This is a genomic window from Microbispora sp. CL1-1, assembly GCF_012034195.1.
In the GTDB taxonomy this organism is placed as follows: Bacteria; Actinomycetota; Actinomycetes; order Streptosporangiales; family Streptosporangiaceae; genus Microbispora.
On sequence record NZ_JAATEK010000048.1, the window covers coordinates 28,367 to 53,090 of the forward strand.

The 24,724-nt window shown below is 72.9% G+C and carries 24 protein-coding genes; 10 read left to right on the forward strand and 14 right to left on the reverse strand.

The window, feature by feature from the left end; genetic code table 11:
* Positions 1-287 precede the first annotated feature (287 nt).
* The 4 genes from HCK04_RS34955 to HCK04_RS34970 all read left to right on the forward strand — a co-directional run bounded on the left by HCK04_RS34955 (position 288) and on the right by HCK04_RS34970 (position 4,421).
* Complete coding sequence (locus HCK04_RS34955; RefSeq protein WP_142651630.1) at positions 288-1,340, forward strand: glycosyltransferase; 1,053 nt, start codon at positions 288-290, stop codon at positions 1,338-1,340.
* 92 nt (positions 1,341-1,432) lie between these two features.
* The gene (locus tag HCK04_RS34960; protein WP_142651631.1) at positions 1,433-2,788 is read left to right on the forward strand and encodes a glycoside hydrolase family 16 protein; all 1,356 of its coding nucleotides are present in this window, start codon (positions 1,433-1,435) and stop codon (positions 2,786-2,788) included.
* Between the two features lie 43 nt (positions 2,789-2,831).
* A complete protein-coding gene (locus HCK04_RS34965) occupies positions 2,832-3,896 on the forward strand; it encodes an RNA polymerase subunit sigma-70 (protein WP_260617519.1) in 1,065 nt (354 codons plus the stop codon).
* An 87-nt stretch (positions 3,897-3,983) separates the two neighbouring features.
* Positions 3,984-4,421 (forward strand): hypothetical protein, encoded by a 438-nt coding sequence (locus HCK04_RS34970; protein ID WP_142651632.1) that lies wholly within the window; start codon positions 3,984-3,986, stop codon positions 4,419-4,421.
* 3 nt (positions 4,422-4,424) lie between these two features.
* Here the strand turns inward: HCK04_RS34970 and HCK04_RS34975 are convergent, their stop codons facing one another.
* Positions 4,425-5,474, reverse strand: coding sequence for a helix-turn-helix domain-containing protein (locus tag HCK04_RS34975; RefSeq protein WP_240972107.1), 1,050 nt, complete (start codon positions 5,472-5,474; stop codon positions 4,425-4,427).
* Positions 5,475-5,557: 83 nt separating this feature from the next.
* Between HCK04_RS34975 and HCK04_RS34980 the strand changes: the two genes are divergently transcribed.
* Together HCK04_RS34980 and pruA are read left to right on the forward strand one after the other, a co-directional pair.
* Positions 5,558-6,469, forward strand: a complete 912-nt coding sequence (locus HCK04_RS34980) for a proline dehydrogenase family protein (RefSeq protein WP_142651634.1) — start codon at positions 5,558-5,560, stop codon at positions 6,467-6,469.
* Entirely contained in the window at positions 6,469-8,142 is a 1,674-nt protein-coding gene (gene pruA / locus HCK04_RS34985; protein ID WP_142651652.1) for an L-glutamate gamma-semialdehyde dehydrogenase, read from the forward strand. Before HCK04_RS34980 ends, pruA begins: the two co-directional genes overlap by 1 nt.
* 86 nt (positions 8,143-8,228) lie before the next feature.
* Here pruA and HCK04_RS34990 read toward each other — a convergent pair whose 3' ends face one another.
* Genes HCK04_RS34990 through HCK04_RS41565 form a run of 3 tightly spaced genes read right to left on the reverse strand, consistent with a single transcriptional unit; the run spans position 8,229 to position 9,363 of the window.
* The gene (locus HCK04_RS34990; protein WP_142651635.1) at positions 8,229-8,561 is read right to left on the reverse strand and encodes a putative quinol monooxygenase; all 333 of its coding nucleotides are present in this window, start codon (positions 8,559-8,561) and stop codon (positions 8,229-8,231) included.
* Positions 8,558-8,920, reverse strand: coding sequence for a hypothetical protein (locus tag HCK04_RS41560; RefSeq protein ID WP_205831102.1), 363 nt, complete (start codon positions 8,918-8,920; stop codon positions 8,558-8,560). The genes HCK04_RS34990 and HCK04_RS41560 overlap by 4 nt, the downstream gene beginning before the upstream one ends.
* Positions 8,872-9,363, reverse strand: a complete 492-nt coding sequence (locus HCK04_RS41565) for a serine hydrolase (RefSeq protein WP_205831103.1) — start codon at positions 9,361-9,363, stop codon at positions 8,872-8,874. Before HCK04_RS41565 ends, HCK04_RS41560 begins: the two co-directional genes overlap by 49 nt.
* Before the next feature lie 126 nt (positions 9,364-9,489).
* Here HCK04_RS41565 and HCK04_RS35000 point away from each other — a divergent pair, with 126 nt between their 5' ends.
* Positions 9,490-10,098, forward strand: coding sequence for a copper chaperone PCu(A)C (locus HCK04_RS35000; RefSeq protein ID WP_142651636.1), 609 nt, complete (start codon positions 9,490-9,492; stop codon positions 10,096-10,098).
* A gap of 134 nt (positions 10,099-10,232) precedes the next feature.
* On the opposite strand, the gene HCK04_RS35005 is transcribed toward HCK04_RS35000, so the two are convergent.
* The 3 genes from HCK04_RS35005 to HCK04_RS35015 all read right to left on the reverse strand — a co-directional run bounded on the left by HCK04_RS35005 (position 10,233) and on the right by HCK04_RS35015 (position 11,993).
* Complete coding sequence (locus HCK04_RS35005) at positions 10,233-10,898, reverse strand: alpha/beta fold hydrolase (protein ID WP_142651637.1); 666 nt, start codon at positions 10,896-10,898, stop codon at positions 10,233-10,235.
* Between the two features lie 193 nt (positions 10,899-11,091).
* Positions 11,092-11,391 (reverse strand): PP2C family protein-serine/threonine phosphatase, encoded by a 300-nt coding sequence (locus HCK04_RS35010; protein ID WP_142651638.1) that lies wholly within the window; start codon positions 11,389-11,391, stop codon positions 11,092-11,094.
* A complete protein-coding gene (locus tag HCK04_RS35015; RefSeq protein ID WP_142651639.1) occupies positions 11,331-11,993 on the reverse strand; it encodes an alpha/beta hydrolase in 663 nt (220 codons plus the stop codon). Before HCK04_RS35015 ends, HCK04_RS35010 begins: the two co-directional genes overlap by 61 nt.
* Positions 11,994-12,186: 193 nt before the next feature.
* Between HCK04_RS35015 and HCK04_RS35020 the strand changes: the two genes are divergently transcribed.
* Together HCK04_RS35020 and HCK04_RS35025 are read left to right on the forward strand one after the other, a co-directional pair.
* Positions 12,187-12,597, forward strand: coding sequence for a hypothetical protein (locus HCK04_RS35020; protein WP_142651640.1), 411 nt, complete (start codon positions 12,187-12,189; stop codon positions 12,595-12,597).
* Positions 12,598-12,616: 19 nt separating this feature from the next.
* Positions 12,617-13,072, forward strand: coding sequence for a DUF6789 family protein (locus HCK04_RS35025; protein WP_142651641.1), 456 nt, complete (start codon positions 12,617-12,619; stop codon positions 13,070-13,072).
* Positions 13,073-13,116: 44 nt separating this feature from the next.
* Here the strand turns inward: HCK04_RS35025 and HCK04_RS35030 are convergent, their stop codons facing one another.
* Positions 13,117-13,956: an MBL fold metallo-hydrolase gene (locus HCK04_RS35030; protein WP_142651642.1), complete on the reverse strand. Its 840-nt coding sequence runs from the start codon at positions 13,954-13,956 to the stop codon at positions 13,117-13,119.
* Between the two features lie 134 nt (positions 13,957-14,090).
* Positions 14,091-14,516 carry a PPOX class F420-dependent oxidoreductase gene (locus HCK04_RS35035; protein WP_142651643.1) on the reverse strand — a complete coding sequence of 142 codons (426 nt, stop codon included), beginning with the start codon at positions 14,514-14,516 and terminating at the stop codon, positions 14,091-14,093.
* 304 nt (positions 14,517-14,820) lie between these two features.
* Here HCK04_RS35035 and HCK04_RS35040 point away from each other — a divergent pair, with 304 nt between their 5' ends.
* Complete coding sequence (locus HCK04_RS35040) at positions 14,821-17,049, forward strand: M4 family metallopeptidase (protein ID WP_142651644.1); 2,229 nt, start codon at positions 14,821-14,823, stop codon at positions 17,047-17,049.
* Positions 17,050-17,181: 132 nt separating this feature from the next.
* On the opposite strand, the gene HCK04_RS35045 is transcribed toward HCK04_RS35040, so the two are convergent.
* The 5 genes from HCK04_RS35045 to HCK04_RS35065 form a co-directional block, all read right to left on the reverse strand.
* Positions 17,182-20,196, reverse strand: coding sequence for a LuxR family transcriptional regulator (locus tag HCK04_RS35045; protein WP_142651645.1), 3,015 nt, complete (start codon positions 20,194-20,196; stop codon positions 17,182-17,184).
* A gap of 129 nt (positions 20,197-20,325) precedes the next feature.
* Positions 20,326-21,063 (reverse strand): lysophospholipid acyltransferase family protein, encoded by a 738-nt coding sequence (locus HCK04_RS35050; RefSeq protein ID WP_142651646.1) that lies wholly within the window; start codon positions 21,061-21,063, stop codon positions 20,326-20,328.
* 228 nt (positions 21,064-21,291) lie between these two features.
* Positions 21,292-23,046, reverse strand: a complete 1,755-nt coding sequence (locus HCK04_RS44470) for a thiamine pyrophosphate-binding protein (RefSeq protein WP_142651647.1) — start codon at positions 23,044-23,046, stop codon at positions 21,292-21,294.
* Positions 23,043-23,828 (reverse strand): cyclase family protein, encoded by a 786-nt coding sequence (locus HCK04_RS35060; RefSeq protein WP_205831104.1) that lies wholly within the window; start codon positions 23,826-23,828, stop codon positions 23,043-23,045. The genes HCK04_RS44470 and HCK04_RS35060 overlap by 4 nt, the downstream gene beginning before the upstream one ends.
* A gap of 234 nt (positions 23,829-24,062) precedes the next feature.
* The gene (locus HCK04_RS35065) at positions 24,063-24,602 is read right to left on the reverse strand and encodes a DUF1062 domain-containing protein (protein WP_260617520.1); all 540 of its coding nucleotides are present in this window, start codon (positions 24,600-24,602) and stop codon (positions 24,063-24,065) included.
* Positions 24,603-24,724: the final 122 nt, after the last annotated feature.

Sequence of the window (24,724 nt, forward strand, 5' to 3'; positions counted from 1 at the left end):
GGGCCGAGAGGGCGGTCGAGACGGGCGGGCGGAGGCGGATGCGGCGCATGGCGGCGAGCGGCCCGATGAGGATGGTCCGTGAGGGTCGGATCGGCGGCTACCTGGGCATATGTCAGGAGAAGGGCGGCTGCCGTCAGGGGGCCGGCCGCCGCGCCGGGCCTGCGGACATGCGCATGATTTTTCCCGATTAGGCGTTTAGCGCGAATCAGAGTAAGGTAAACATCATCTACATCGTGCCTAGGACGCAGGCACACCCTTTCAGACGCCTTCCTGTCTTGAGGTGTGCCATGGATATCGCCATCGTCTCCGCGCACGAACTGACTCCCGACACTCCCGCCATCGCCCGCGAGCTGGGCCGGGGCCACCGGGTCACCGTCTACACCCGTTCGAAGGTGCAGGGGGACGGCGTCGAGCACGTGCCCGCCGGGCCCGACATGGAGCTGTCGGAAAACGACCTCCTCCCCTACATCCCGGACTTCAGCGACGGCCTGCGGCGCCGGTGGCGGGAGCACCGCCCGGACATCATCCACGCCTACTCGTGGTCGAGCGGCCTGGCCGCCATCGCCGGGTCCGAGGGCCTGGGCGTGCCGGTCACCCAGACCTTCCACAGCCACTACGACGACAGCCGCAGCGCCGCGCCCGTACGGCGGCTGGAGTGCGCGATCGGCCGCAGGGCCAGGGCCGTCATCGCCGCCTGCGCCGACGAGGAGTCCGAGCTGATCCGGATGGGCGTGCCGCGCCGCAACATCTCGGTCGTCCCGCACGGCGTGGACATCGAGCGCTTCCGCCGCCAGGGCCCCGCCTTCCCGAGGGGCGAGCGGCCCCGCCTCCTCCACGTGGGGCACGTGGGCGCCGACTGGGCCGTGCACGCCCTGCGTGCCGTTCCGGAGGCCGAGCTCGTGATCGCCGGCGGCGACGACCTGAGCGTCGAGCGGCTGCGCGCCCTCGCCACGGAGCACGGCGTGGCCGACCGCGTGGAGATGCTCGGCATGGTGCCGCACACCGCGATGCCCAAGCTCATGCGCAGCGCCGATCTGGTGCTGTCGCTGCCGTCGACCGTCCCCACGGGCACGGCCGCGCTGGAGGCCATGGCCTGCGGCATCCCGGTCATCGCCTCGGCCACCGGCGCGCATCTCGACTCGGTCGTGGACGGCGTGACCGGCTTCCTGACCCGGCCCGACCGCCCGCTGGAGATCGCCCATCGGATCCGCCGCCTGCTCGGCGACCCCACCCTGCGCACGGCCATCGGCTACGCGGCCGCCGACCGCGCGCGTTCCCGCTATTCGGTCGAACGAATCAGCATGGAACTGCTCCGCGTTTACGAGAAGACGTGCGCGTAAAAAGGCAAGAGATATTACCGGATTAAGGCAGTTATCTGAGTGAAATGATGTGATTAACTCGGCTCATGTCACGTCATGGGCCTGGTTTAGCGGTGGCGGCGGCGATGCTCATCGCCGCCGCCACGGCCTGTTCGAACGCGGACTCCGTGAAGGTGTTCACCGCCGGAGACGAGTCCGCCGCACAGGGATCGGCGTCCTCCCCCGACTCGTCCGGCGCGCGGCCGGGCAACGCGAACGCGGCGGGGCTGAGCGCGACGCAGATCGCCACCCCGGCCGCCGCACCCGCCGAGGACGCCGGGCAGGAGGGCGAGAAGGCCGCGGACACGACCGGCGACGCCACGATCGCGGAGAAGATCGGCGACATCCCCGCGGTCGCGCCGCGTCCCTCCCCCAGCCCGTCCCCCCTTCCGTCTCCCGGCCTTTCGCCCGGCGCGCGGGCGTCGGCCGGAACCGGAACCGAGCCGCCGATGCGGCTGGCGGAGCCCGTTCGCCCCGCGGACGGGCCGGTCGTGGTTCACGCCATCGAACCGGAGGACGTGCCCCGGGCCGCCGCCCAGGCGACCCCCGGGGCCGCACCGGCGTCCTCTCCGCCGCCGAGCACAGCGCAGAGCAAGGCGCCGAGCGCGCCGGCGAGCCCGCCGTCCGGCACACCGGCTCCCCGCGCGTCCGGAGCCTCCGCGTCCGGCGCCTCCGCGACCGGCTGGGGCGCGCCGGCCCTGGCCGAGGACTTCGGCGGGCAGGCGCTGCGCGTCACCGCGAACGGCGGCGGCGTGGACCTTTCCGGGGCCGCGCTCCAACGGTACGGCCGCTGGGAGGTCCGCCTGCAGGCCGACGAGGGGGCGCTTCCCGCCGTGCTGCTGCAGTCGCCCCGGTCGGACGCCGCCGAGTATGGAAACGCGCGGCGCGGCGGCTCCCGGTCCGGCCGATCCTCCGCCGAGGCACCCCGCTACGACGACCCCTCGTACGACTCCCTCGACGGTGCCCGATACGACAACCCGTACGGCGACTCGTACGACGACGTGTACGACGACGTGTACGGCGACTCCGCGTACGGCTCGCAGTACGGTGGCTCGCGGCGCGGCGGCTCGCGGGACGACGTCCCGGGATCCGCGCGGTTCCCGGGGACGCGTGGCACGGGGGCCGGGGACGCCGGGGCCGAGGACGCGGCGATCGGCGTGGCGGCGACCGCGGGCGGGCGCGCGGAGCTCTCCGTCCGGCAGGGCCGGGAGCTGGCCCGGGCCGAGCTGGCGACCGCCTTCACCCAGGGGCACACGGTCACCGTCGACTGGCTGCCCGGCCGGGTGACCTTCTGGCTGGACGGCAGGCAGGTGTGGAACTACACCGGCCCGTACGTCCCCCGGTCTCCGCTGGGCCTGGTGCTGCGCAACGACGCCTCCGGCGGCACTGTGTACGTCGAGTGGGTGCGGGTCTACCGGGCCCCGCAGTAGGCTCCGGCTGATCACGTACGGGTGACGGAGACGCGGGGCGGGCGTGAGCGAACAGCACGTCACGGCCGGGGACTCCCCGGCCGCCGACGCCATGGCGGAGGCCGTCCGGTCGGGCGACCAGGCCGTCTTCGGCGAGCTCGCCGCGCGTCACCAGCACGAGCTGCGGGTGCACTGCTACCGGATGCTCGGGTCGTTCACCGACGCCGAAGACATGGTGCAGGAGACGCTGCTGCGGGCCTGGCGGGCGCGGGAGAGCTTCGAGGGACGCTCGACGTTCCGGGCGTGGCTCTACCGGATCGCCACGAACGCCTGCCTCGACGCACTGTCCGGCCCGGCCCGCGCCCGCGAGACGGTGGCGGCGGACGTCGCGGAGAGCCCGGGGCGTCCGGCCGCGGCCGACGTCGCCTGGCTCCAGCCCTATCCGGACGACCTGCTCGACCTGGCGGCGCCGGACGAGGGCGCGCCCGACGCGGCGGCCATCGCCAGGGAGACCGTCGAGCTGGCGTTCCTGGCGGCGATCCAGCACCTCCCGCCGCGGCAGCGGGCCGTGCTGATCCTGCGCGACGTCGCCGGCTGGCCGGTGACCGAGACCGCCGAGGCGCTGGAGATGAGCGTCGCCTCGGTCAAGAGCGCGTTGCAGCGCGCCCGCGCGACGCTGCGCGAACGGCTGCCCAGGCGGCGGGCGGACTGGGCCGCGGCCACCCGGCCCACCCGCGAGGAGCTCGACCTGCTGCAGCGCTATGTCACCGCATCCAGGAACGCCGACCTGCCGGCGCTGGCGGCGCTGCTGCGCGAGGACGTCCTGCAGGCCATGCCGCCCGCCGCCCTGGTGTACGTGGGGCGGGCGGCCGTGCTCGACATGTGGCGTCCGGTGCTGGAGGGCGAGGAGCGCTGGGGCGAGTGGCACTGCGTCCCGCTCGCGGTGAACCGGCAGCCCGCGGTGGCGAACTACGTGCGGCGGCCCGGCGAGACCTCCTACGCCGCCGTCAACATCGACGTGCTGTGCGCCGAGGACGGCCTCATCACGGAGATCACCACGTTCGGCCCCGAGCTGCTGCCGCTGTTCGGCCTGCCGCTCTCGATCGAATCCGCCGTTATCGAGTCGTGATCTATTTCTTCCGTCCGGACCGATTCCCTTTCCCCGCCCGCGCCGTCGTACGAGCGGCATCACACGAACGGAAGGAAGGGAGACACCATGCCGGACATCACCACGACGCAGCCGGACGAACAGCTCCGGGCGCTGAACCGGCTCGTCGGCACCTGGCGCGTGACCGGCGGCTCGGAGGGCACGGTCACCTACCGCTGGATGGAGGGGGGCTTCTTCCTCATCCAGGACATCCGGCTGGAGCAGGACGGTCAGCCGATCACCGGCCTGGAGATCATCGGCAGGGAGAGGTCATACGGGGCCGACGGGCCGAGCGAGGACATCAAGTCCCGCTATTACAGCAGCTCAGGCGACACCCTCGACTACGTCTACGAACTCGACGGCGACACGCTGACCATCTGGTTCGGCGCGAAGGGGTCTCCGGCGTACTTCCGGGGCACCTTCACCCCGGACGGCGACGCCATGACCGGACGATGGAACTACCCGGGCGGCGGGGGCTACGAGTCGAACATGACCAGGATCGGATAGCCGTCACGAGGGGAGCAGGGCCGCCGCCTTCAGCGACAGGTGGAGCAGCAGGCGGTCCTCCCCGTCGGCGAGGTCGAGCCCGGTGAGGCGCCCGGCCTTGCCCAGGCGGTAGTACAGCGTCTGCCGGTGCACGCCCAGCACCGCAGCCGTCTCCTGGACCTGCCCGGCGTGGTCGAGGTAGGTCTCCACGCTCGCCGCGATCCCGGGCGTGAGGGCGGCCGACTCGGCGGCGAGATCGGCCAGGTCGCGCGGCGACAGCCGGGCCAGCAGCCGATAGACGCCGAGCGTGCTCCAGTCGGCCACCGGGGCGTGCCGCCCGACGTGCTCGGCCACCCGCAGCGCCAGCAGCGCCTCCCGCCAGCTCTGCCACGCCTCCCCCGGATCGTCGCGCGGACCCCCGATCCCGGCGGCCATGCCGTACAGCTTGTGCAGGAGGCGCGCGACGTGCGCGGCCTGCCCGGCGGGCGCCAGCACGGCGAGCAGCGGCGCGTCCACGGCCGTGTCGGTCACGTCCGGGTCGGCCAGCACGCCGCGCGGCAGCGTGCGCGGCGGCCCGGAGACCGCCGTGGGCGTCCGCACGGCCAGCGCCGTCACCGGTCCCTCGACGTCCACCCGGGCGGTGGCGCGGACCGCGGGGTCGGCCGAGAAGAACTGGCGCAGCGGGGCGTGCCGGCCGCGGGCCTGCCTGGCCAGCAGCGCGGCCGCCTGAGCGACCAGCGGCGCGATCTCGGCCAGCCGCTCGTCGGTGAGCTCCCCGGATTCGAGCGCCCACAGGTAGCCGTAGGTCACCCCCTCGTGCCGCAGCGGCACGCACACGCGGCCGAGCAGGCCGGACAGCCCGGGGATGCGCACCGGGCCCGTCGCGGTGGCGATGCCGTACGCCTCGAAGTGGGCCCTCACCTCGTCGGACGCGTGGCGGCGCAGGATCGACTCCTGCCGCACGCGGTCGATGTCCCCGCTCTGCGCGCCGTACGCCAGCAGGTTGAAGGAGCGGTCCTCCAGGGTCACGGAGGCGTCCAGCAGCCGGGAGATCTCATCGACGATGTCTTGCATGCTGACATTCTTGTACATTTGTCGAAAAATGCTGTGGCGGATGTCCGTGGAACTTCCGTGACGTGCGGATTTAGCCTGAGGCCATGCTCGGTTCCCTGCTTCTCGCGTGCTCACGAAGCCCGCTCGCCCGCCGGGCCGTGTCGGGGCTCCCGCTCACGCGCAAGGTCGTCGACCGCTTCGTGGCCGGAGAGTCCACCGCGGACGCCGTCGCCGCGACGCGCCGCCTGACCGGCTCGGGGCTGTCCGTCACCATCGACCATCTGGGCGAGGAGGTCCGGGACCCCGGCGCCGCCGTCGCCACCGCCAAGGCGTACGTCTCCCTGCTCGAGGAGCTGCGGCCGCTCGGCCTCGGCGACCGGGCCGAGGTGTCGGTCAAGCTGTCGGCCGTCGGCCAGGCCCTCGACCCGGGCATGGCGCTGGAGAACGCACGGCAGATCTGCGCGGCGGCGCGCGAGTGCGGCTCCACCGTCACCCTGGACATGGAGGACCACACCACCGTCGACGCGACGCTCGGCACGCTGCGCGCGCTGCGGGAGGACTTCCCGGAGACGGGCGTGGCGATCCAGGCCTACCTGTTCCGCAGCGAGGCCGACTGCCGCGATCTCGCGGGGTCGCGGGTGCGGCTGGTCAAGGGCGCCTACGCCGAGCCCGCCTCGGTGGCCTGGCAGAGCAAGGCCGAGGTCGACCGCGCGTACGTGCGGTGCCTGCGGACCCTCATGTCGGGCACGGGCTATCCCATGGTGGCCACGCACGACGACCGGCTGATCGCGATCGCCGAGTCGCTCGCGGTGAGCGCCGGGCGCGGCCCGGACGACTACGAGTTCCAGATGCTCTACGGCATCCGGGCCGACAGGCAGGCGGCGCTGGCCGCGGCCGGGTCCCGGGTGCGGGTCTACGTCCCCTACGGCGACGACTGGTACGGCTACTTCATGCGCCGCCTCGCCGAGCGCCCGGCCAACGTCGCCTTCTTCCTTCGCGCTTTGAGGGGTAAATGATGGATGCGATCACCGAGGTCCCGGTGCCGGCGAACGAGCCGGTGCACGCGTACGGGCCGGGCAGCGCCGAGCGCGCGGCCCTGGAGACCCGGATCAAGGAGCTGTCGGGGACGTCCCTCGACCTGACGATGACGATCGGCGGCGAGCGGCGCATGGCCGGCGGCGCCCCGATCGACGTCGTGCAGCCGCACAACCACGCCGCCGTGCTCGGCCGTACGGCCGACGCCACCGCGGCCGATGTGCGGGCGGCGGTCGGCGCGGCGCTGGAGGCCGCGCCGCGCTGGCGGGCCCTGCCGTTCGAGGAGCGCGCCGCGGTGTTCCTGCGGGCCGCCGAGCTGCTCAGCGGCCCGTGGCGTAACACGCTCAACGCGGCCACCATCCTCGGCCAGTCGAAGTCGGCGCAGCAGGCCGAGATCGACGCCGCCTGCGAGCTGATCGACTTCTTCCGGTTCAACGTCGCCTACGCGCGGCGGCTGCTCGCCGAGCAGCCGGTGTCGTCGCCGGGTGTGTGGAACCGGATGGAGTATCGCCCGCTGGAGGGCTTCGTCCTGGCGATCACGCCGTTCAACTTCACCTCCATCGCGGCCAACCTGCCCGCGGCGGCGGCGCTGATGGGCAACGTCGTGGTGTGGAAGCCGTCGCCGACCCAGCAGTTCGCGGCGCACTTCACCATGCGCCTGCTGGAGGCGGCCGGGCTGCCGCCCGGTGTGATCAACATGGTCACCGGCAACGGCGCCGCCGTCTCCGAGGTCGCCCTGCCCCACCCCGAGCTGGCCGGGATCCACTTCACCGGCTCGACGGCGACGTTCCAGCACCTGTGGCGCGCCGTCGGGGAGAACATCTCCGGCTATAGGAGCTACCCGCGGCTCGTCGGCGAGACCGGCGGCAAGGACTTCATCCTGGCCCACCCGTCCGCGGACACCGGGGTGCTGTCGACCGCGCTGCTGCGGGGCGCGTTCGAATACCAGGGCCAGAAGTGCTCGGCGGCCTCCCGGGCGTACGTGCCGCGCTCGCTGTGGACGCGGATGCGCGACGACTTCGTCTCGGCGGCCGAGTCGCTCACCGTGGGCGACGTGTCGGGCGACCTGTCCACGTTCATGGGCGCGGTGATCGACGCGCGGGCCTTCGCCAAGCACAAGGAGGCCATCGACCGGGCGCGCTCGGCCGACTCGATCTCGGTGCTCACCGGCTCCTACGACGACTCGACCGGCTACTTCGTGCGGCCGACCGTGCTGGAGTGCGCCGACCCCGCAGACGAGGTCTTCGTGAAGGAGTACTTCGGCCCGATCCTCGCCGTCCACGTCTACGACGACGCCGCGTACGACTCCGTGCTCGACCAGATGGAGGGCATCGCGCCGTACGCGCTGACCGGGTCGATCATCGCGCAGGACCGGTACGTCATCGACGACGCCACCGAGCGGCTGCGCTTCGCGGCGGGCAACTTCTACGTCAACGACAAGCCGACCGGCGCGGTCGTCGGGCAGCAGCCGTTCGGCGGGGCCCGCGCCTCGGGCACCAACGACAAGGCCGGTTCGATCTTCAACCTGATCCGCTGGGTCAACGCCCGCACGATCAAGGAGACCTTCGTGCCGCCGGTCGTGAGCGGGCCGTACCGGGGCGACGTGCCGCAGGGCGGCTGGCAGCAGCCCGACCTCGGCGACCTCGGCTACTGACACACCACGATGCCCTCGGACCCCCTCACTGGGGGCTCCGAGGGCATCGTCGTCTCACACGGGGACCCGGCTCTTCTGGGTGCGTTTCAGTCCTCGGCGGGGACGGCCATCTCGCCGAGGAGGGACCAGTCGTCCTGCGGGACCTTGACGTTGACGATTCTCGGGGTCTCGGCGAGGTGGGGCGGCAGCGTCCGCTGGGCCGTACGGAAGTGCTCCGACCCGACGTGCGCGGCTCCGGCCTCGTCGTCCCGGAACGCCTCGACGAGCACGTACTCGGCGGGGTCGTCGAGGCTGCGCGACCAGTCGAACCACAGGCAGCCCGGCTCGGCGCGGGTCGCCTCGGTGAACTCACGGGTGATCTCCGGCCACTGGTCGGCGTACTGCGGCAGCACCCGGAACTTCGCGGTGATGAAAATCATCTGGCGTCTCCTCGTGTGATCGCGGCCAGCACCACATCTTCCAGGACCGCTCTCGGCGCCGTGTCCTGTCCGGCCTCATCGTAGGCGCCCGCCGGGACGACGACCACGAGATCGAGATCGGGCAGCAGGAACAGCCGCTGGCCGCCGTTGCCCATGGCCGTCGCCCGCCCCTCCTCGCCCACGTACCACAGGTGCCCGTAGGAGACGCCCTCCCAGGCGGGCACCCGCGGGCGCAGCATCTCCCCGATCCAGCCGGGGGCGATCTCCCGGTTCAGCAGGGCCTGGCCGATCCGGGCCAGGCCGCGCGGCGTCAGGTGGCGCTCCAGCACGTAGCGGCAGCGGTCCCGCGCCAACTCCATGGCGATCTCGCTGTTGGCCGGGCTGGTGTAGGCGCGCTCTCGTCCCACTCCAGGCCCATCGTCATCGTCAGCGCGTGCCCGATCGTCAGCCCGGCCCGGCGGGGATCGGCCGCGAGGTCGGCGTGCTCGGGGAAGACCGTCAGGAGCGGCTCGCCGGGCTCCGGCACCAGGCCGGACTCCAGCGCCATGCCGTACAGGAGCGCCACCAGGCTCTTGGTGACCGAGCGCAGGTCGTGCGGCGTGTCCGGCCCGAAGTCCACGTGGCCGAGCGGGGTGTTCAGCACGTGGTCCTCGCCGCCGCCGTACCACTCGAGGACGACGCGGCCGTGCCGGGCCACCACGACGCCGTGCAGGGCCGGGGCCCCGCCCCGCCGTACGAGGGCGTCCAGCCGGTGGGGCAGGTCCGCAGGGAACCCTGCCCTCTCCGGGGCGATCAGCCGCATGCGTCTCCTCCGCGTTCTCGGGGATTCCTCCGGGGTCCCGGCGCTCGCATGATTCCCCGGCGGTAAACAACCGGGTTAGAGGGGTACCCAGCCTCGAAAGACGCCTACGAGCGAGCCGAGGTCGACATGCGCGCAATCCTGGCGGCTCTCTGCGTCGCGGCCGCGACCGTCACCGCGGCCTGCGGCGACATGAAGCAGGACTTCTACACCGAGACGATCCCCCAGAACGACGGGGCGAACGCGGACCTGCCCGGCATGCTGCTCCGCAACGCCTTCATCATCGGCCCGCTGCAGCCCGCCCCGCCGGGGACCGACATGCCGATGTACATGATGCTGCTCAACCAGACGGGCCGCGCCGACCGCCTGGTGTCGGTGGACACCGGGGGCCTGTTCCGGGAGGCCCGCCTGCCCGCCCCGGACGGCCTGGAGATCCCCGCCGGGAAGTACGTCGGCGGGACGCCCTTCCCGCAGGTGCTGCTCGTCGGCCTCACCCGCCCGCTGCGCAGCGGCGGCACGATCCCCGTGACGTTCCGGTTCCAGAACGCGGGGACGACCCGGGTGGACGTGCCGGTCCTGCCGCCGGGAACGTGGCGGAGCACCTACTCCCCCTGGCCGGGCATGTCGCCGTTCGCCTCACCCACTCCGTCGCCCGCCCTTTCGCCCAGTCCGACGCCTGCCCTTTCACCCGGCTCCTCGCCGGCCGTCTCGCCCAGTCCGTCGCCGACCGGGAGCTGACCCGTCCCGGATCCCGGGGTTCGCGGCGATGATCCCGCCGCCCGCGCGTCCCGCACCCGTGTCACCGATGGCGTCACTCCTCCATCGTGACGCGGCCGGGCGGCGGTGGGCCGCCCGGCCGGAAACAGAGGCGATCAGCTGTTGAGCAGATCGCGGATGCCGGACATCGCCTGGATGTTGCTCAGGATCGACAGGTGGTCGACACAGGCGAGGGTGTGGTTGTCCGCCCCGGACAGCCGGGTGCTGGTGTAGGGGATGATGATGCCGTCGCAGGGCGACACCCAGGTGCCGTATTTCGCCGACCCGGGCGTCTCGTCGCCGCTCAGCGAGGTGATGTACGCCGAGCCGGGCAGCATCTCGATGCACGAGACATAGATGGTGCAGGCGGCGGCGTACGTCGTGCCGTGGTTGGCGCCGGCCAGCGAGGCGACGTGGCCGACGTTGGCGGCGCCGCCGAGCTTCTGCAGGTAGTACCGCGTCACCAGGCCGCCCATCGAGTGGTTGACGATGTCGACCTGGGACGCGCCCGTGCTCGCCTTGATCTGGTTGACGAGGGCGGCCAGGCCCTGGGCGCTGACCACGTTCGAGCCGGCCCAGTTGTAGTTGTAGCCGTACAGCCGGCTGGCGGACCAGCCGTTGGCCACCAGGTACGCCTGCAGGGTGGCGAAGTTGGTGCTGTTTCCGGTGTAGCCGTGGACGAATACGACGGGGTTGTGCGTGGCCGCCTGCGCGGGGGCAGTGGGGGCGAGGAAGCCGAGCAGGGCCAGGATGCCGAGGAGGGGGCCGACGATCCTACGCATGAGATCTCCTTGCCGTGGGGGATGACAGGAGTCTCGTGATCTGAACCGGTCACGGCATCGGGGAAATCACCAGTCGCCGTCCCCTGTTTCCGCCCGGGAGGACGGCACGGGAGGACGGCACGGGCGGGCGGAGCGGGCAGACAGCGCGGGCGGAGCGGGCGGGCGGCGCGGGCGGCGCGGGGAGACTGCGCGATCAGGCGGGGATCTTGAGCACGAGGACGGCGATGTCGTCGCGCGGCAGCCCGGACTGGAAGGCGACGGCCTCGTCCACGACCGCCTCGGCGATCCCCGCCGCGTCCATGGCGCGGGAGGCGCCGAGCAGGCGCCGCAGCCGGTCCTCGCCGTACAGGTCCTCGCCCCTGCGCGCCTCGACGACGCCGTCGGTGTAGAAGAGGACCACGTCGCCGGGGGCGAGATCGACGTCGACGTCGGTCAGCCTGATCTTGGGCAGCAGGCCGAGGACGCTGCCGGGTCGCCCGATCTCGCCGACCATGTCTCCGGCGGCCCGCACAGGAACGTCACCGTCGCGAACCGCTTGGCGATGTCCGGATCGGTGCGGCAGAAGCTGTTGGTCAGCTCGGCCCCCAGCTCGGGGCGCTCCGGATTGCCCATGATCACCGGGGCCATGGCGCTGGACCAGCCGAGGTAGTTGCTGTCGAGAGACTCCAGCAGTTCCTCGATGTCGGCCGCGCTGAAGCCGCCGGTGTAGCCCTCGTCGTCGATGTAGCGAGGCGACGGCCCGACCATCACCAGCGCCCCGAAGCGCGCCGGCTCCCTGATGGCCGCCAGCGCGCCGATCATCGCGCTCACCGAATGGCCCACGAAGACCGCGCCGGTCAGGTCGAGCTCGGCGCAGACGTCCAGGACGTCCTGCGCGTACCCCTGGAGCGAGGAGTAGCGCTCGGGCGAGTAGGCCGACAGGTCGGAGTCGCCGGAGCCCACGTAGTCGAACAGGACGACCCGGTGGTCGTCCTCGAACGCGGGCGCGACCAGCCGCCACATGTTCTGGTCGCATCCGAACCCGTGGGCGAAGACCATGGGGCGGCCGTCCGCCCGGCCGGTGACTCGCACGTTGTTGCGCACCTGCACGCTCATGACGCGCAAGCGTACAAAGCGAACGGGCGCCCGGGTACGCCGGGCCGCCGGGGGTGGACGGCCGTCCGTCCGCGCCGTACGGCGGGCGGTCGCCGGAACCACGGCCCTCCCCGGGCCGGGGCTTCGCGGGAGGCCCTGTTTGATCTGGGCCGAGGGGGTATGGCGGCTTGTGCGCGCGCCGGAAGGGGGAGCGATGACCGACGACACCATGGCGGGCACACCGGAACGCTTCGCGTTCGACTTCGACTCCCGCTTCGCCGCCCTGCTGTCCGTGCTGGGCATACGCCAGGACACCGCCGGGGTCCTGGTCGGCCCCGGCACGCTGCGGGTCCGCTTCGGGCCCTGGGTGATCGAGACCCCGCTGGCCAACGTCTCGGGCGTCGAGACGACCGGCCCCTACTCCCCATGGCGGGCGATCGGGGTGCACGTGTCGCTCGCCGACCGCGGCCTGACGTTCGCCACCAACGCCCGCAAGGGGCTGTGCGTACGGTTCCAGGAGCCGATCCGGGGCGGCGAGCCGCTCGGGCTGCTGCGCCATCCCGGCCTGACCGTGACGGTCGCCGACCCCGCGGGACTCGCCGAGAAGCTGTCCCGCCGTCTGTAGAAGCTCCAGGAGGAAGACCTTGATCCGCCGACTCGTACGCGGCGCCGCCGCCGGAGCGCTGTCCACCCTCGCGATGAGCGGGGTGATGCTCGCCGGGCAGAAGAGCGGCCTCATGCCGGGCCAGCCGCCCAAGCACATCGTGAGGGCCGCTCTGCCGGGCCACCGGCACCGGCCCAAGCCCGGCGAACGCGTGCTCGGCGCCGCCGCGCACCTGGGATTCGGCGCCACCTGCGGCGCGGCGTTCGCGCTGCTCACCCGCGGGCGCGGGGCCGGCGTTCCCCTCGGGGTGGGCTACGCCCTGCTGATCTGGCTCGGCGCCTACGAGGGCTGGGTGCCCGCGCTGAACATCCTGCCGCCCGCCTCGCGCGACCCCGCGCGCGGACGCCCGGTCGTCATGGCCGCGGCGCATGTGGCGTACGGCGCCACGCTGGCGCTCGTGGTGCGTGCCATGGCGGACGGACGACACGACGCATAGGCGCGCCCCTCTGGTCCTGTTCGCGTGCCACGGCGCGAGACGGCTCAGGACGTGACGGCCCTCGCGGAGTTCCACAGCACCCCGCGGTTGATCCGGTCGGGATAGAGGGCGACGACGGCCTCGTACAGGTCGGCGTGGTCTCCGGCCTTGTCCGCCGCGGCAGCGAAGTCCTCGATGTAGCGGCGGGTCCTGGCGAGGTCGCCGGGGCTGTCGGGATCGCCGTCGCGCTTGTGGCCGGAGACGACGGCGCTGGGCCGGAGGCTCTCGATGGTGTCCAGTGCGTCGAGCCACTGCCGCGTGCCGTCGCCCTTCGACTCGGCCATGTAGAGGTGGACGTCTCCGTACACGGCGTCGCCCGCCACGACCAGCCCGATGGACGGGACGTGCAGTGCGCTGGTGGCGTCGGTGTCGGTGTGTCCCAGCTCGATCGCGTGGAGCCGCTCCCCTTCCAGCTCGATGTCGCCGGTCAGCGGTCGCGCGACCACGCGCCGATCCGAGATCTGGCCGGGGAAGCGCGGGTCCCAGAACCCGTCGAACCAGCGCGGCCCCCATTGGGCGCCCATCTGCGCCGCCACGGCCGGCGTGGCGACGAGCGTGGCCTCCGGGAAGCGCTCGAGGAGCGCGGGGGCACCGAAGAAGTGGTCGCCGTGGGCGTGCGTGACGAAGACGGTGGTCACGTTCTTGCCGGTGGCCGCCACCCAGTCGGCCAGGGCACGTGATTCGTCGATGGTCATGAGCGGGTCCACCAGGACCGCGTCGTTCGCGCCGTAGATGAGGGTCGACGCGGTCGGCGACCACATCCGCCGTGCCTCGCCGGGGGGCAGGTCGTCGGAGACCACGAACTTCGACGGTGCGACATACACGGAGTAGTCCAGGCGTGCCATGGGGGTGTTTCCTTCGGGAAGCCGGTCCGGCTCTCAGCCGGGTTGACTGAGGCGTAATTGTTTTGCCTCTGTCATCATGCTCGCGCCACACAACAGAAGTCAACACGCTTTGCCTATGTCGCCGGGCGGCGTCCTCAGCCGGCGACGTCCTTGAACGCGATGACCTTGCCGACGCGCAGCCGCACGAGGAGCTCTCCCGGCACGCCGTTGCGCCTGCCGTACTCCTCGGCCCGCTCCTGGCCCATGTAACGGCCGCCGAGCACCGTCGCCCAGTGGCGCACCTCGGCGAGGTCGTCCGACAGGGTCGTCTCCCCCTCGATCAGCACGTACGAGTACGGCGGGGCCTGGTCGTCGACGCACATGGCCGCCCGGGGATCGCGGCGCAGCGCGCCGGCCTTCACCCCGCTCTCGTGGGTGGTGAACACCACGTCGTCCCCGTCGAGGGCGAACCAGATCGGCGTCACGTGCGGCCGCCCGTCCGCCCGGGTGACGGCGAGCTTCCCGGTCCTGGTGCCGCTCATCGCGAACTCGCGCCACTCCGCCTCGGTCATCCTCTCCATGGTGTCGAAGCTATCGCCCCGCATCTTTCGTCTTCCCCACGTGGCGGCCGTTTTCTTACGACCTACGCACAAAGCCAGTCGCTTTTCCGTAGATGTACGGATATCGCTACGGATGTTCGCGTCGGGACCGTGGTTCTAACGTCGCGCACGGGCCGGATTCCCCGGCCGGAAGCCCCCATCCATTTCTCTCATCACCCCCCGAATCCCACCGTGTCCGCCGCCCGGGTTCGTCTCCCGGAGGCGGGCCGCCGGTGCCCGCCCACAAGGCGGACGCCCCGTGGGAGGCAGAGAAAGGAAGACGCCCATGAGGCGCACAGCACTGCTCGCGGCCGCCGCCGCGCTGGCCGTGACCGGTGTGGTGGCACCCGCCACCGCCGCTGCCGCCAAGCCCACGCCCGGCAGCGAGACCGCGGTCAGGTCCCTCGCCGACGACCCCGCGCAGCGGGCCGCGGCCGCCGCGGACCAGGCCGTCGCGAGCGGCCTGGACGACCTGCGCGTGTCCCCGAACGAGACCTACCGGCGCACCGCCGTCACACCGGGCGGCGGCATGTTCTACGTCACCTACGAGCGCACGTACAAGGGCCTGCCCATCGTGGGCGGCGACGCGGTCGTGGTCACCGACTCCAACGGGCGGGTGCGCGACACCGAGTCGGCGTCCGGCGCCCTCCCCCTGGGCGTGCCGACCTCGCCGACGGTCAGCGCCGAGGCCGCCACCGAGACGGCGAAGACCGTGCTGTCCCGCGTCGACGACACCGCGGCCCCGCGCCTGGTCGTCCTGGCCTGGGGCGAGAAGCCGCGGCTGACCTGGGAGGCGGTGGTCTCCGGCATCGCCGGCGGCAGGCCGAGCATCCAGCACGTGTTCGTGGACGCGGTCTCCGGGGAGATCGCCGACTCCTACGACCAGGTGAAGGCCGGCACCGGCAACGGCTACTACTACGGCACGGTCACCATCAACACGAGCGGCTCCGGCAGCTCCTATTCGATGACCGACTCCACGCGCAGCGGCATCCGGTGCGGCGGGCAGAACGGCTCCGCGTACACCGGCTCGGACGACTCCTGGGGCAACGGCAGCGGCACCAACTTGGAGACCGCCTGCGTGGACGCGCTCTACAGCGTGCAGCGCGAGTGGGACATGCTGCGCGACTGGCTCGGCCGCAACGGCATCAACGGCAGCGGCGGTGGCTTCCCCGCCCGCGTGGGCCTGAACGACGTCAACGCCTACTGGAACGGCAGCTACACCAACTTCGGGCACTCGCAGGACAACGCCCGCCAGGCCACGCCGATCGACGTCGTGGCGCACGAGTTCGGCCACGCCATCTTCCAGACGACCCCCGGCGGCGCCGGCTCGGGCAACGAGAACGGCGGCCTGAACGAGGCCACCGGCGACATCTTCGGCTCGCTCACCGAGGCGTACGCCAACAACCCGAACGACCCGCCGGACTACCAGGTGGGCGAGAAGGTCAACCTCGTCGGTTCCGGGCCGATCCGCTACATGTACAACCCGTCCCTCGCCGGCGACCCCAACTGCTACTCCAGCTCGATCCCGAGCACCGAGGTGCACGCCGCGGCCGGCCCGCTGAACCACTGGTTCTACCTGCTCGCCGAGGGCTCCTCGCCCGGCGGCGGCAAGCCGAACAGCCCGATCTGCTCGGGCGGCCCGTCCTCGGTGACCGGCGTCGGCATCCAGAAGGCCGGCAAGATCTACATGGGCGCGCTGCAGCGCAAGACCTCGACCTGGAAGTACGTCAACGTCAGGACCGCCTCGCTGGCGGCGGCGGTCGAGCTGTACGGCGCGAGCAGCGCCGAGTGCGCGGCCACCAAGGCGGCCTGGAACGCGGTCGGCGTGCCGGCGCAGTCGGGCGAGGCGAGCTGCACCTCGTCGGGCGGCGACTTCTCGCTGTCGCTCAGCCCCACCTCGGGCAGCGTGACGCCGGGCCAGTCGGCCACCGCCACGGTCGCGACGTCGACCACCTCGGGTAGCGCGCAGACGGTGAGCTTCAGCGCCTCCGGGCTTCCCTCCGGCGCCACCGCGAGCTTCAGCCCGTCGTCGGTGAGCTCGGGCGGCTCCTCCACCCTGACGATCGCCACCAGCGCGTCCACGCCCTCCGGGACGTACACGGTGACGGTCACCGGAAGCGGCTCGTCCGGCTCGCACACCGCTTCCTACACGCTGACGGTGTCGGGCACCTCCGGCGGGCGTACGTTCACCAACGGCACCAACTACACGATCAACGACCTGACCACGATCAACAGCCCGATCACCTCGACCGCCACGGGAGCGGCGATCTCCCCGGTGCAGCTCAGCATCACGATCTCGCACACCTGCGCCGAGGACCTGCGGATCAGGCTCCGGGGCCCGAGCGGCACCTACTACACGGTCAAGTCCAGCGGCGGATCGAGCTGCACCTCCTTCGGCACCAGGACCTACTCCGTCCCGGTCACCCAGACGGCGGCGGGCACCTGGACGCTTGAGATCCGCGACCAGTACTACCTCGACACCGGCTACCTCGACTCGTGGAGCATCACGCTCTGAGCGACGCGGCACCGGCCCCCGGGATCGCACGGTCCCGGGGGTTTCCGCGCGTCCAGGGGTTTCGGCGCGTCCGGGGGTTTCCGCGCGTCCGGGGGTTTCCGCAGGTCCAGGGTGCCGCGTGCCCGGTGCTCGTCAGGCGGGCGGCGCGATCTGGGTCCGCGACCGCACGCCGAGCTTGCGCAGCACGGTCGCGACGTGGGTCTCGACGGTGCGCGTGGACAGGAAGAGCACGTCGGCGATCTCACGGTTGGTACGGCCGAGCGCGACGAGCCGGGCCACCTCCCGCTCCCGCTGCGACAGCGTCCCGGCGCCGCGCCGCCCGCCGCGCGGGAGCGGGACGTCCACCCCGATGTCGCGCAGCACCCGCCTGCACCGGGCGGCGTCGTGGGTGGCGCCGAGCATGCCGTACGTCTCCGCGGCCTCCCGGAAGCCCGTCGCCGCGGCACGGTCCCCGAGCGCGAGCCGGGCTCCCGCCTCTCCTTCGGCCGCCCGCGCCGCCGCGTACGGCTGGGGCAGGGCGGCGTACGCCTCCCGGGCCCGGGCGAAGAACGCGGCGGCGTCGGCGTGCCGGAGCCGCGCGGCGGCGAGCGCGCCCCGGGCGGCGTCGAGCGCGGCGTGCGCGGCGGGCGCCACCCGGCCCGCGATCCCGGCGGCGTACTCGTCCACCAGCTCCGCCGCCGTCTCCATGCGGCCCACCCGGGCGAACGCGGCCACGGCCGGCGGGACGAGGCCCGCGCCCCACACCCACACGCCCTTGCGGCGCAGCCGGGCGACCGCCGCCTCGGCCTCCGCGGCCGCCTCGTTCACCGCCCCACGGGCGAGATGCAGATCGACGAGCCCACCGGCGGCGGCCGTCACGACCGGGACGTTGCGGGCCTCCGGCGCGTCCAGCCCCGCGCGGTGGAACTGCCTGACCGCCTCCTCCCATTCGCCCGTCGCGAGGGCGAGCAGCCCGAGCACCAGCCACAGGTCCACCGCGACCAGCGGCGTCTCCGTGGCCGACTCGCCCAGGGACGCCGCCCGGTCGCGCAGCCCGTCCCATCGCCCGGTGAGCCACTCCCTGCGGATCGTGGAGGCGTCGAGGAGGAAGGCGGGATACTGCGCGCCGGTCTCCAGGGCGAGCCGCCGCCCCTCCCGGCCGAATCGCTCGGCCGCCGCGTAGAGGCCCACGGTCGTCGCCGAGTCGTGGAGGTTGCAGTAGGCGCGGGCGACCTCCCGCCGGACCCCCGTACGCGGGTCGTCGGCCGGCAGCCGGGCGGCGACGTCGAACGCGCCGGGAGAGCCGGTCGTCATCTCGAAGGAGGCACGGTTGGCCAGGACCGCGGCCGACAGCTCCGGGTTGTCTGCGGTGGCGACGAGCGCCTCGGCCCTCGCCATCCATTCCGCGTGCTCCGCCAGCGACTCGGCGCCCCACTCGGGCATCGCCATGCTGGCCCAGCCGCGGGCGGCGAGCGTCGGCCGGTCGGTCAGCTCGGCGAGGGCGGCCATGATCTCCGGCCGTCCCGCGGCGGCGTCGCCCGCCTGGTTGGACAGGACCACCCCGAGATTGAGCCGCACCTCGCCGCGGACGCCGCGGGACAGGAAATCGCCCCGCAGCACCTGGCGCAGCAGCCGCACCACCCGCTGGTGCGACAGGCCCGTCGCCGCGAAGCGGCTCAGCATCAGCACCAGCGGACCTCTGTTGCGCACCGGGAGATCGGGGTCGTCGAGCATGCCCTCGACCACCTCGACGGCGAGGGCGGTGTCGCCCAGCGCGGCGGCCTGCTGGGCGGCGGCGGCCCCGTGGCGCACCCAGGCGTCGGTGTCCCCGGCCTGCCGGGCGTGGAAGGCCAGTTGCACCAGTGGCGGCGCGTCCGTCGCCGCGAGCGCGGCCATCGCCCGGACGTGCGCGGCACGGCGTTCCGGGCCGGGGATGGCGTCGTAGACGGCCTGCTGGGCCAGCGCGTGGCGGAAGCCGTACCGGCCGCCGGGGTGCTCGTGCAGGACTCCGGCGCGCAGCGCCTCGGCCAGCCCCGCAGCGCCCGATGCGACAGGACCCGGTCCGGTGGAGTCCGGCCCGGCGAGGCCCTGCCCGGCAGGGTCAAGGGCGGCGGGGCTCACGACAGCAGGGCCCAGCGCAGAAGGGCCCAGCGCAGAAGGGCCCAGCGCAGAAGGGCCGAACGCAGAAGAGCTCAGGACAGCAGAGCTCAGCGCGGCGGGGTCGGCGCCGACCGCGGTGATGAGCCGCTCGTCCGCGGGGAGCCGCAGCACCGCCGCCGCCCGGACCGCCGCGGCCGCCGCCGGGGAAAGACCGGCCATCCGCTCGGCCATCGCCTCGCGCAGCAGCAGCGGGACGCCCGCCCGGTCGACGGCGCGGTCGAGCGCGTCCGGGTCGTCCGTGCCGGGCGGCGAGGCGGGCAGGGACCGGACCAGCTCCTCCACCACGAACGGGATGCCCGCCGTGCGCTCGTGCAGCCGCGTGACGAACCCCGGTGACAGATCGGACCGCTCCAGAAGCGCGCCGGCCAGGCTGGCCACGCCTGACGCGTCCAGCGGCGTGAGCCGTACGACCACGCTGGTCGTGTCGGGCTGGTGCCGGTAGGCCCGGCCGAGCGGCGGGCCGGTGACGCCGTCGCGGCGGCACGTCGCGACCACCGCCAGCCCCTGCGGCGGCTGCCCGGCCAGGAAGCGCAGCAGGTCGAGCGTGCCGTCGTCGGCCCAGTGCAGGTCCTCCACGACGAGCACGGCCGGTCCCACCGCCGCCAGCAGGGCGCGTATCGCGCGGAACACCCGGTGGCGTTCGGCCCGCGGGTCGTCCAGGGGCTGTGGCGACGGCGGCAGCGCGCCGTCCAGCTCGGGGAGGTGGTCGCGGAGCGCGCCGATGACCGGGTTGAGCCGGTGCGCCGCCGGGAGCCGTCCCCTGATGTCCCGCAGCGCCTCGAAGACCGGCCCGTACGGGAAGGGCTCGCGGATCTGGTGGCAGTAGCCGAGGAGGACGGCCCGGTCGCCGGACGGCAGGCGGTCGAGCGCGGCGCGGACGAGCCGGGTTTTTCCGATGCCCGCCTCGCCCTCCACCAGCACGACCGCCGGGGGGCGGGTCACCGCGTCGATTAGAGTCCGCAGCTCAGTGGCGCGTCCGACCAGCGGGGGCGGGGGCACGATGCTCATCCACGGCTCCAGGGTCAGGGTTGCGAGTCCCCCAGGCTCGGCTACGGCTCAGTTATCCCCGCCTCTTGACCGCCGGTCAACCCTCCGGAGTAACGGCCGTGTTGCGGAACCGGACAGATCTCCGGAGCCCTACGCGCGGCGGGGCCGGGCGGCGGCGTCGAGCGCGGCGGCCTCCTCCGGGGTGGGCGCCGTGCCGCCCAGGTGGGCCGGCTGCCACCACACGCCTTGCCGCTGGTCGGGGTAGGTCCGCTGGGCCGCGTCGAGCAGGTCCGCCATCCGCCGCCGCAGGTCGCCGGTGAGCGCGGCGATGTCGTCGCCCACGCTGGGAAGCACGGGCTCGCCGACCAGGATCGTGATCGGGACATGCCGCTGCAGCAGCCTGCGGGGCCGGCCCTTGGTCCACAGCCGCTGGCCGCCCCACAGGGCGACCGGGATCACGGGCACCCCGGCCTCGGCGGCCATCCGGATCGGGCCGCTCTTGATCTCCTTGATGGTGAACGACCTGCTGATCGTCGCCTCGGCGAAGTTGCCGACGATCTCGCCGTCCTTGAGCGCCTGTACGGCGGCGTCGTAGGCGCCCGCCCCGGCCGACCGGTCCACCGGGATGTGGTGCATGCCGCGCATCAGCGGGCCCGACACGGGGTGGTCGAAGACCTCCTTCTTCGCCATGAACCGGACCAGCCGCCCGGCCGGGTGGGCGGCGAAGCCGGCGAAGATGAAGTCGAGGTAGCTGACGTGGTTGCTCACCAGGACCGCGCCGCCGCTCCGCGGAATCCGCTCCGTGCCCTCCATCCGGAACCTGATGTCGAGCAGCTTGAAGGCGGTCAGCGCGGTCCACAGGACCGGTGGGTACACGATCTCGGCCATGCCTGAAACCGTAACCTACTCGCCCGTAACTTTTGTGGGCCGAAAGTCCTCTTTCCGGCCGCTACACGTCGGCGCCCCGCGTCGGTCCCGCGTTCGGCACCGCCCCGGACCGGCTCCGGTGCGGCGCCGTGCCCGGTGCGGCGCTGTGCCCGGTGCGGCGCTGTGCCCGGTGCGGCGCTGTGCCCGGTGCGGCGCTGTGCCGTACCCGGTGCGCGGCGCCGTGTCCGGTCAGTGACCGCGGAAGGCCTCCTCCAGCCACCACGAGGGGCGGTCGGCGGTGACCTTCGCGTGGACGAGCAGGGGCTTGTCGCGCGGCCCTTTCAGCCACGCGGCGACCCCCGACAGGTCCTCCTCACGCCGTACGGTCACCGCTTCGAAGCCGAAGCCCCGCGCGATCGCCGCGATGTCGGCGGGCGGGAACGTGACCGCGCCGAGCGGGAACCCGTGCGGGCCGAAATGGTGGACCTCCGCGCCGTATCCCTCGTCGTCGTAGACCACGACCACCATCGGCAGGCCGAGCCGTACGACCGTCTCCAGTTCGGCGACGCCCATCAGCGCCCCGCCGTCCCCGAGGGCGGCGACCGCGAGCCGGTCGGGCCGCGCGACGGCCGCGCCGATGGCGGTCGCCAGGCCGAGCCCGATCGACTGGTACGCCTGGGTGAAGCAGAACGCGCTACCGTCCGGGACCGTGAGGAACATCGACGGATATCCCATGAAGTTCCCCGAGTCGACCGACACCAGCCGCTCCTGCGGGAGCAGGTCGTCGAGCCCGATGGTCAGCGTGCGGGGGTCGATGCGCCCGCCGGTGCTCAGGTCGTCGTAGGGCACGTCGCGCCAGCGGCCCTCGCGGGCGATGCGCTCGGCGATCTCCGGGGAGCGGTAGCCGCGCGTCCCCGTCTCCCCCTCCGTCGCGGGCTCGGCCTCGCCGAGCAGGGCGACGACCGCCCGCGCGGTCTCGCGTACGTCGCCGACCACGCCGAGGTCGATCTCGCGGTGCACGCCGAGCGCGTCGGGGTCGAGGTCCACCTGGACGACCTTCGTGTCCGGCCCGATCAGCGCGCCGTGCCGCGTGGTCCACATGGTGAACGTGCAGCCCCAGCCGACGACGAGGTCGGCGCTCCGGATCAGCTCGGCCGCGAGCGGGGTGGCGAAACCGCCGCTCACGTCGAGGTCCCACGGGCTGCCGTGGAAGTGGCCCTTGGCGACCGCCGAGGTGGCGAACAGCGCCCCCACCCGCTCGCCGAGCGCCTCCAGCTCCCGCCGCGAGCCGCGGGCTCCCCGGCCGGCCACGAAGACCGGCCGCTCGGCCTCCGCCAGCATCCGCGCGAGCCGCGTCAGCGCGTCGGACGGCTCCGCCGGGATGCCCTGCGTCTCCTCGTCGTCCCTGGCCTCGATGGGGAACGTCAGCCCCCACGCCGCCGGCACGCGGCTCGCCACGTCGCGGTGCGCGCCGCCCCGGCCGGCCAGCAGTTCGCGTACGGCCTCGGCGGCCTCGTCGGGCAGCTCCTCGGCCTGCACATCGAGAGGCAGGTTGAGCACCACGGTCCGGCGCCCGAGCAGCGCGGCGAGGAAGGCCATCACGGTGTCGTCCACGACCGTGGCGGCCGAGCCGACCCTGGCGCAGTGCGCGCCCACGGCCTCGGCGAGCGCGGTCTGGTCGATGCGGAAGTTGGAGGTGGGCGAGGTCACCTCCGGGGCGAGCACGAGCAGCGGCGTGCGGCTCTTGGCCGCCTCGGTGACACCGGTCAGCGCGTTGGTCAGGCCGGGCCCCTGGTGGACGGTGAGCACGGCGACCGTGCCGCTCATCCGGGCGTAGGCGTCGGCCATCGTGGCGGCCCCGCCCTCGTGCCGCGCCGCGACGTAGCGCACGCCGTGCTCGATGAGGGCGTTGGTGACGTGGAAGTTGCCGCTGCCGACGACGCCGAAGGCCGCCCTCACGCCGAGGGCGGCGAGGGCCGCGCCGACGGCCTCCGCGACGTTCACCGCTCCACCAGCGCGAGCACGCGGACCGGGCTGCCCGAGCCGCCGACGATCGGCAGCGGCCCGGCGACCACCACCGCTCCAGTGGGCGGCAGCCGGTCGAGATTGCGCAACTGCGTCAGGCCGTACTTCCCGGCGCCGAGCAGGAAGGAGTGGCAGGGGAAGGGGGGGTCGAAGGAGTGGGCCGCGCCCGCGTCGGTGCCGACGGTCTCCACGCCGATGCCCGTGATCGGGGTCTCCTCGGCAAGGTAGCGGGCGCAGTCGATGGACATGCCCGGCGTGTGCGGCCCGGTCTCGTCGGCGTTCAGAAACTCCGCCTGGTCGTGGGCGCGGGCGTCCCACCCGGTGCGGTAGAGCAGCCAGCCGCCGTCGGGCAGGGGCCCGTGCTCGGCCTCCCATGCCTTGACGTGGTCGACCTCCAGCAGGAAGTCGGGGTCGGCGGCCGACTGGGCGCTGAAGTCGAGCACCACGGCGGGCGCGATCAGCTTGGCGGGGGCCACCTGCGACACGTCCTCGCCGTCGCGTCCGGTCACCCAGTGGACCGGCGCGTCGAAGTGCGTGCCGGTGTGCTCGCCCGTGGTGAAGTTGTTCCAATACCAGGCCGGGCCGCGGTCGTCGTATCGGCTGATCTCCTGCATCGAGAACGGCACCGTCTGCCCGAAGGGCTCCGGCAGCAACAGGATCGGCGTCTTGTCGCTCAGCGGCGCGGTGAGGTCGAGCACCTCGATCCCCCCGCTCCGGATGCCGTCCACCAGATCACGCAACACCGACACAACGCCTCCCATGACTCAGGCCCCTGCGATACTCCTACACCCGCCCCCCGGAACGCCATATCAGACGCGGGTGAACGTACGCGACGATGATCGTCCAAATCATGCGTGCGACGCCAGACACGGCGGGCACTCCGAGCCCCGGAACCACCGCGCGGCCGGGCCGGGCCTCGCTCCGTACGCGTCCGGGGGCGGCTCCGGGCCTCCGGAACCGCCCCCGTCCGGCTCACGCGCCGCGGCTACATCCGGTCAGTCCCCGGGCAGCACGGTGAAGGCGAACCCGGTGCTCGTCGTACGGCGCGGCGGAACGTCGCACTTGACCCGGCGCAGCATCTCGTTCCTGCTGAGGCCGAGCCCCTGCGCGATGAGCCGCTCCGGGCGCACCGGCACCGGATCGTCGAAGACGACCTCCACCCGGACGGGCCACCCCTCGTCGAGCCATGCCGACGGGGTGTCCAGCCGCCAGGCCCCCGTCCAATCGAGAGCGACGCGGTTGCGCCGGGCGAACAGCGGATCGAGCAGCGTGGACGCCACCAGCTCCGGATCGTTGGCGTGGTAGCGCTCCAGCTCGGCCGGGTCGAACGAGGCGACCGGCGCCCGTTCGTGCACGTTGAGCTTGCTCGTGCGGTCGCAGGACACGCAGCGGACCAGCAGCCACACGTCCAGCAGCTTGCCGTTGGCGTTGACGCGGAACCTGCCCTCGCCGGTGGTGGCGGACTCCGACCGGCAGTCCACGCACCGCGACGACAGCAGAGGCAGCCTGGTCCGGCGGACGACCCAGGGCAGCACGATATGAGGTTGTGAAGACATGATCTCTCTAGACCTGACACGAGGCCGATTGCGCGCGGCCCCAAACGCTGCATGACCGGGCGCACGCGGGCAGCCCGGCAGAGCCGACGGAACGGTCGGCG

What these genes read in the sequence shown, in the direction of transcription:
- HCK04_RS34955 (WP_142651630.1), top strand. Translation starts at nt 288, where the DNA reads ATGGATATCGCCATCGTCTCCGCGCACGAACTGACTCCCGACACTCCC.
- HCK04_RS34970 (WP_142651632.1), top strand. Translation starts at nt 3,984, where the DNA reads ATGCCGGACATCACCACGACGCAGCCGGACGAACAGCTCCGGGCGCTG.
- HCK04_RS34975 (WP_240972107.1), bottom strand. Translation starts at nt 5,474, where the DNA reads ATGCAAGACATCGTCGATGAGATCTCCCGGCTGCTGGACGCCTCCGTG.
- HCK04_RS34980 (WP_142651634.1), top strand. Translation starts at nt 5,558, where the DNA reads ATGCTCGGTTCCCTGCTTCTCGCGTGCTCACGAAGCCCGCTCGCCCGC.
- pruA (WP_142651652.1), top strand. Translation starts at nt 6,469, where the DNA reads ATGGATGCGATCACCGAGGTCCCGGTGCCGGCGAACGAGCCGGTGCAC.
- HCK04_RS34990 (WP_142651635.1), bottom strand. Translation starts at nt 8,561, where the DNA reads ATGATTTTCATCACCGCGAAGTTCCGGGTGCTGCCGCAGTACGCCGAC.
- HCK04_RS41560 (WP_205831102.1), bottom strand. Translation starts at nt 8,920, where the DNA reads ATGGAGTTGGCGCGGGACCGCTGCCGCTACGTGCTGGAGCGCCACCTG.
- HCK04_RS41565 (WP_205831103.1), bottom strand. Translation starts at nt 9,363, where the DNA reads ATGCGGCTGATCGCCCCGGAGAGGGCAGGGTTCCCTGCGGACCTGCCC.
- HCK04_RS35000 (WP_142651636.1), top strand. Translation starts at nt 9,490, where the DNA reads ATGCGCGCAATCCTGGCGGCTCTCTGCGTCGCGGCCGCGACCGTCACC.
- HCK04_RS35005 (WP_142651637.1), bottom strand. Translation starts at nt 10,898, where the DNA reads ATGCGTAGGATCGTCGGCCCCCTCCTCGGCATCCTGGCCCTGCTCGGC.
- HCK04_RS35010 (WP_142651638.1), bottom strand. Translation starts at nt 11,391, where the DNA reads ATGGTCGGCGAGATCGGGCGACCCGGCAGCGTCCTCGGCCTGCTGCCC.
- HCK04_RS35015 (WP_142651639.1), bottom strand. Translation starts at nt 11,993, where the DNA reads ATGAGCGTGCAGGTGCGCAACAACGTGCGAGTCACCGGCCGGGCGGAC.
- HCK04_RS35020 (WP_142651640.1), top strand. Translation starts at nt 12,187, where the DNA reads ATGACCGACGACACCATGGCGGGCACACCGGAACGCTTCGCGTTCGAC.
- HCK04_RS35030 (WP_142651642.1), bottom strand. Translation starts at nt 13,956, where the DNA reads ATGGCACGCCTGGACTACTCCGTGTATGTCGCACCGTCGAAGTTCGTG.
- HCK04_RS35035 (WP_142651643.1), bottom strand. Translation starts at nt 14,516, where the DNA reads ATGGAGAGGATGACCGAGGCGGAGTGGCGCGAGTTCGCGATGAGCGGC.
- HCK04_RS35040 (WP_142651644.1), top strand. Translation starts at nt 14,821, where the DNA reads ATGAGGCGCACAGCACTGCTCGCGGCCGCCGCCGCGCTGGCCGTGACC.
- HCK04_RS35045 (WP_142651645.1), bottom strand. Translation starts at nt 20,196, where the DNA reads ATGAGCATCGTGCCCCCGCCCCCGCTGGTCGGACGCGCCACTGAGCTG.
- HCK04_RS35050 (WP_142651646.1), bottom strand. Translation starts at nt 21,063, where the DNA reads ATGGCCGAGATCGTGTACCCACCGGTCCTGTGGACCGCGCTGACCGCC.
- HCK04_RS35060 (WP_205831104.1), bottom strand. Translation starts at nt 23,828, where the DNA reads ATGGGAGGCGTTGTGTCGGTGTTGCGTGATCTGGTGGACGGCATCCGG.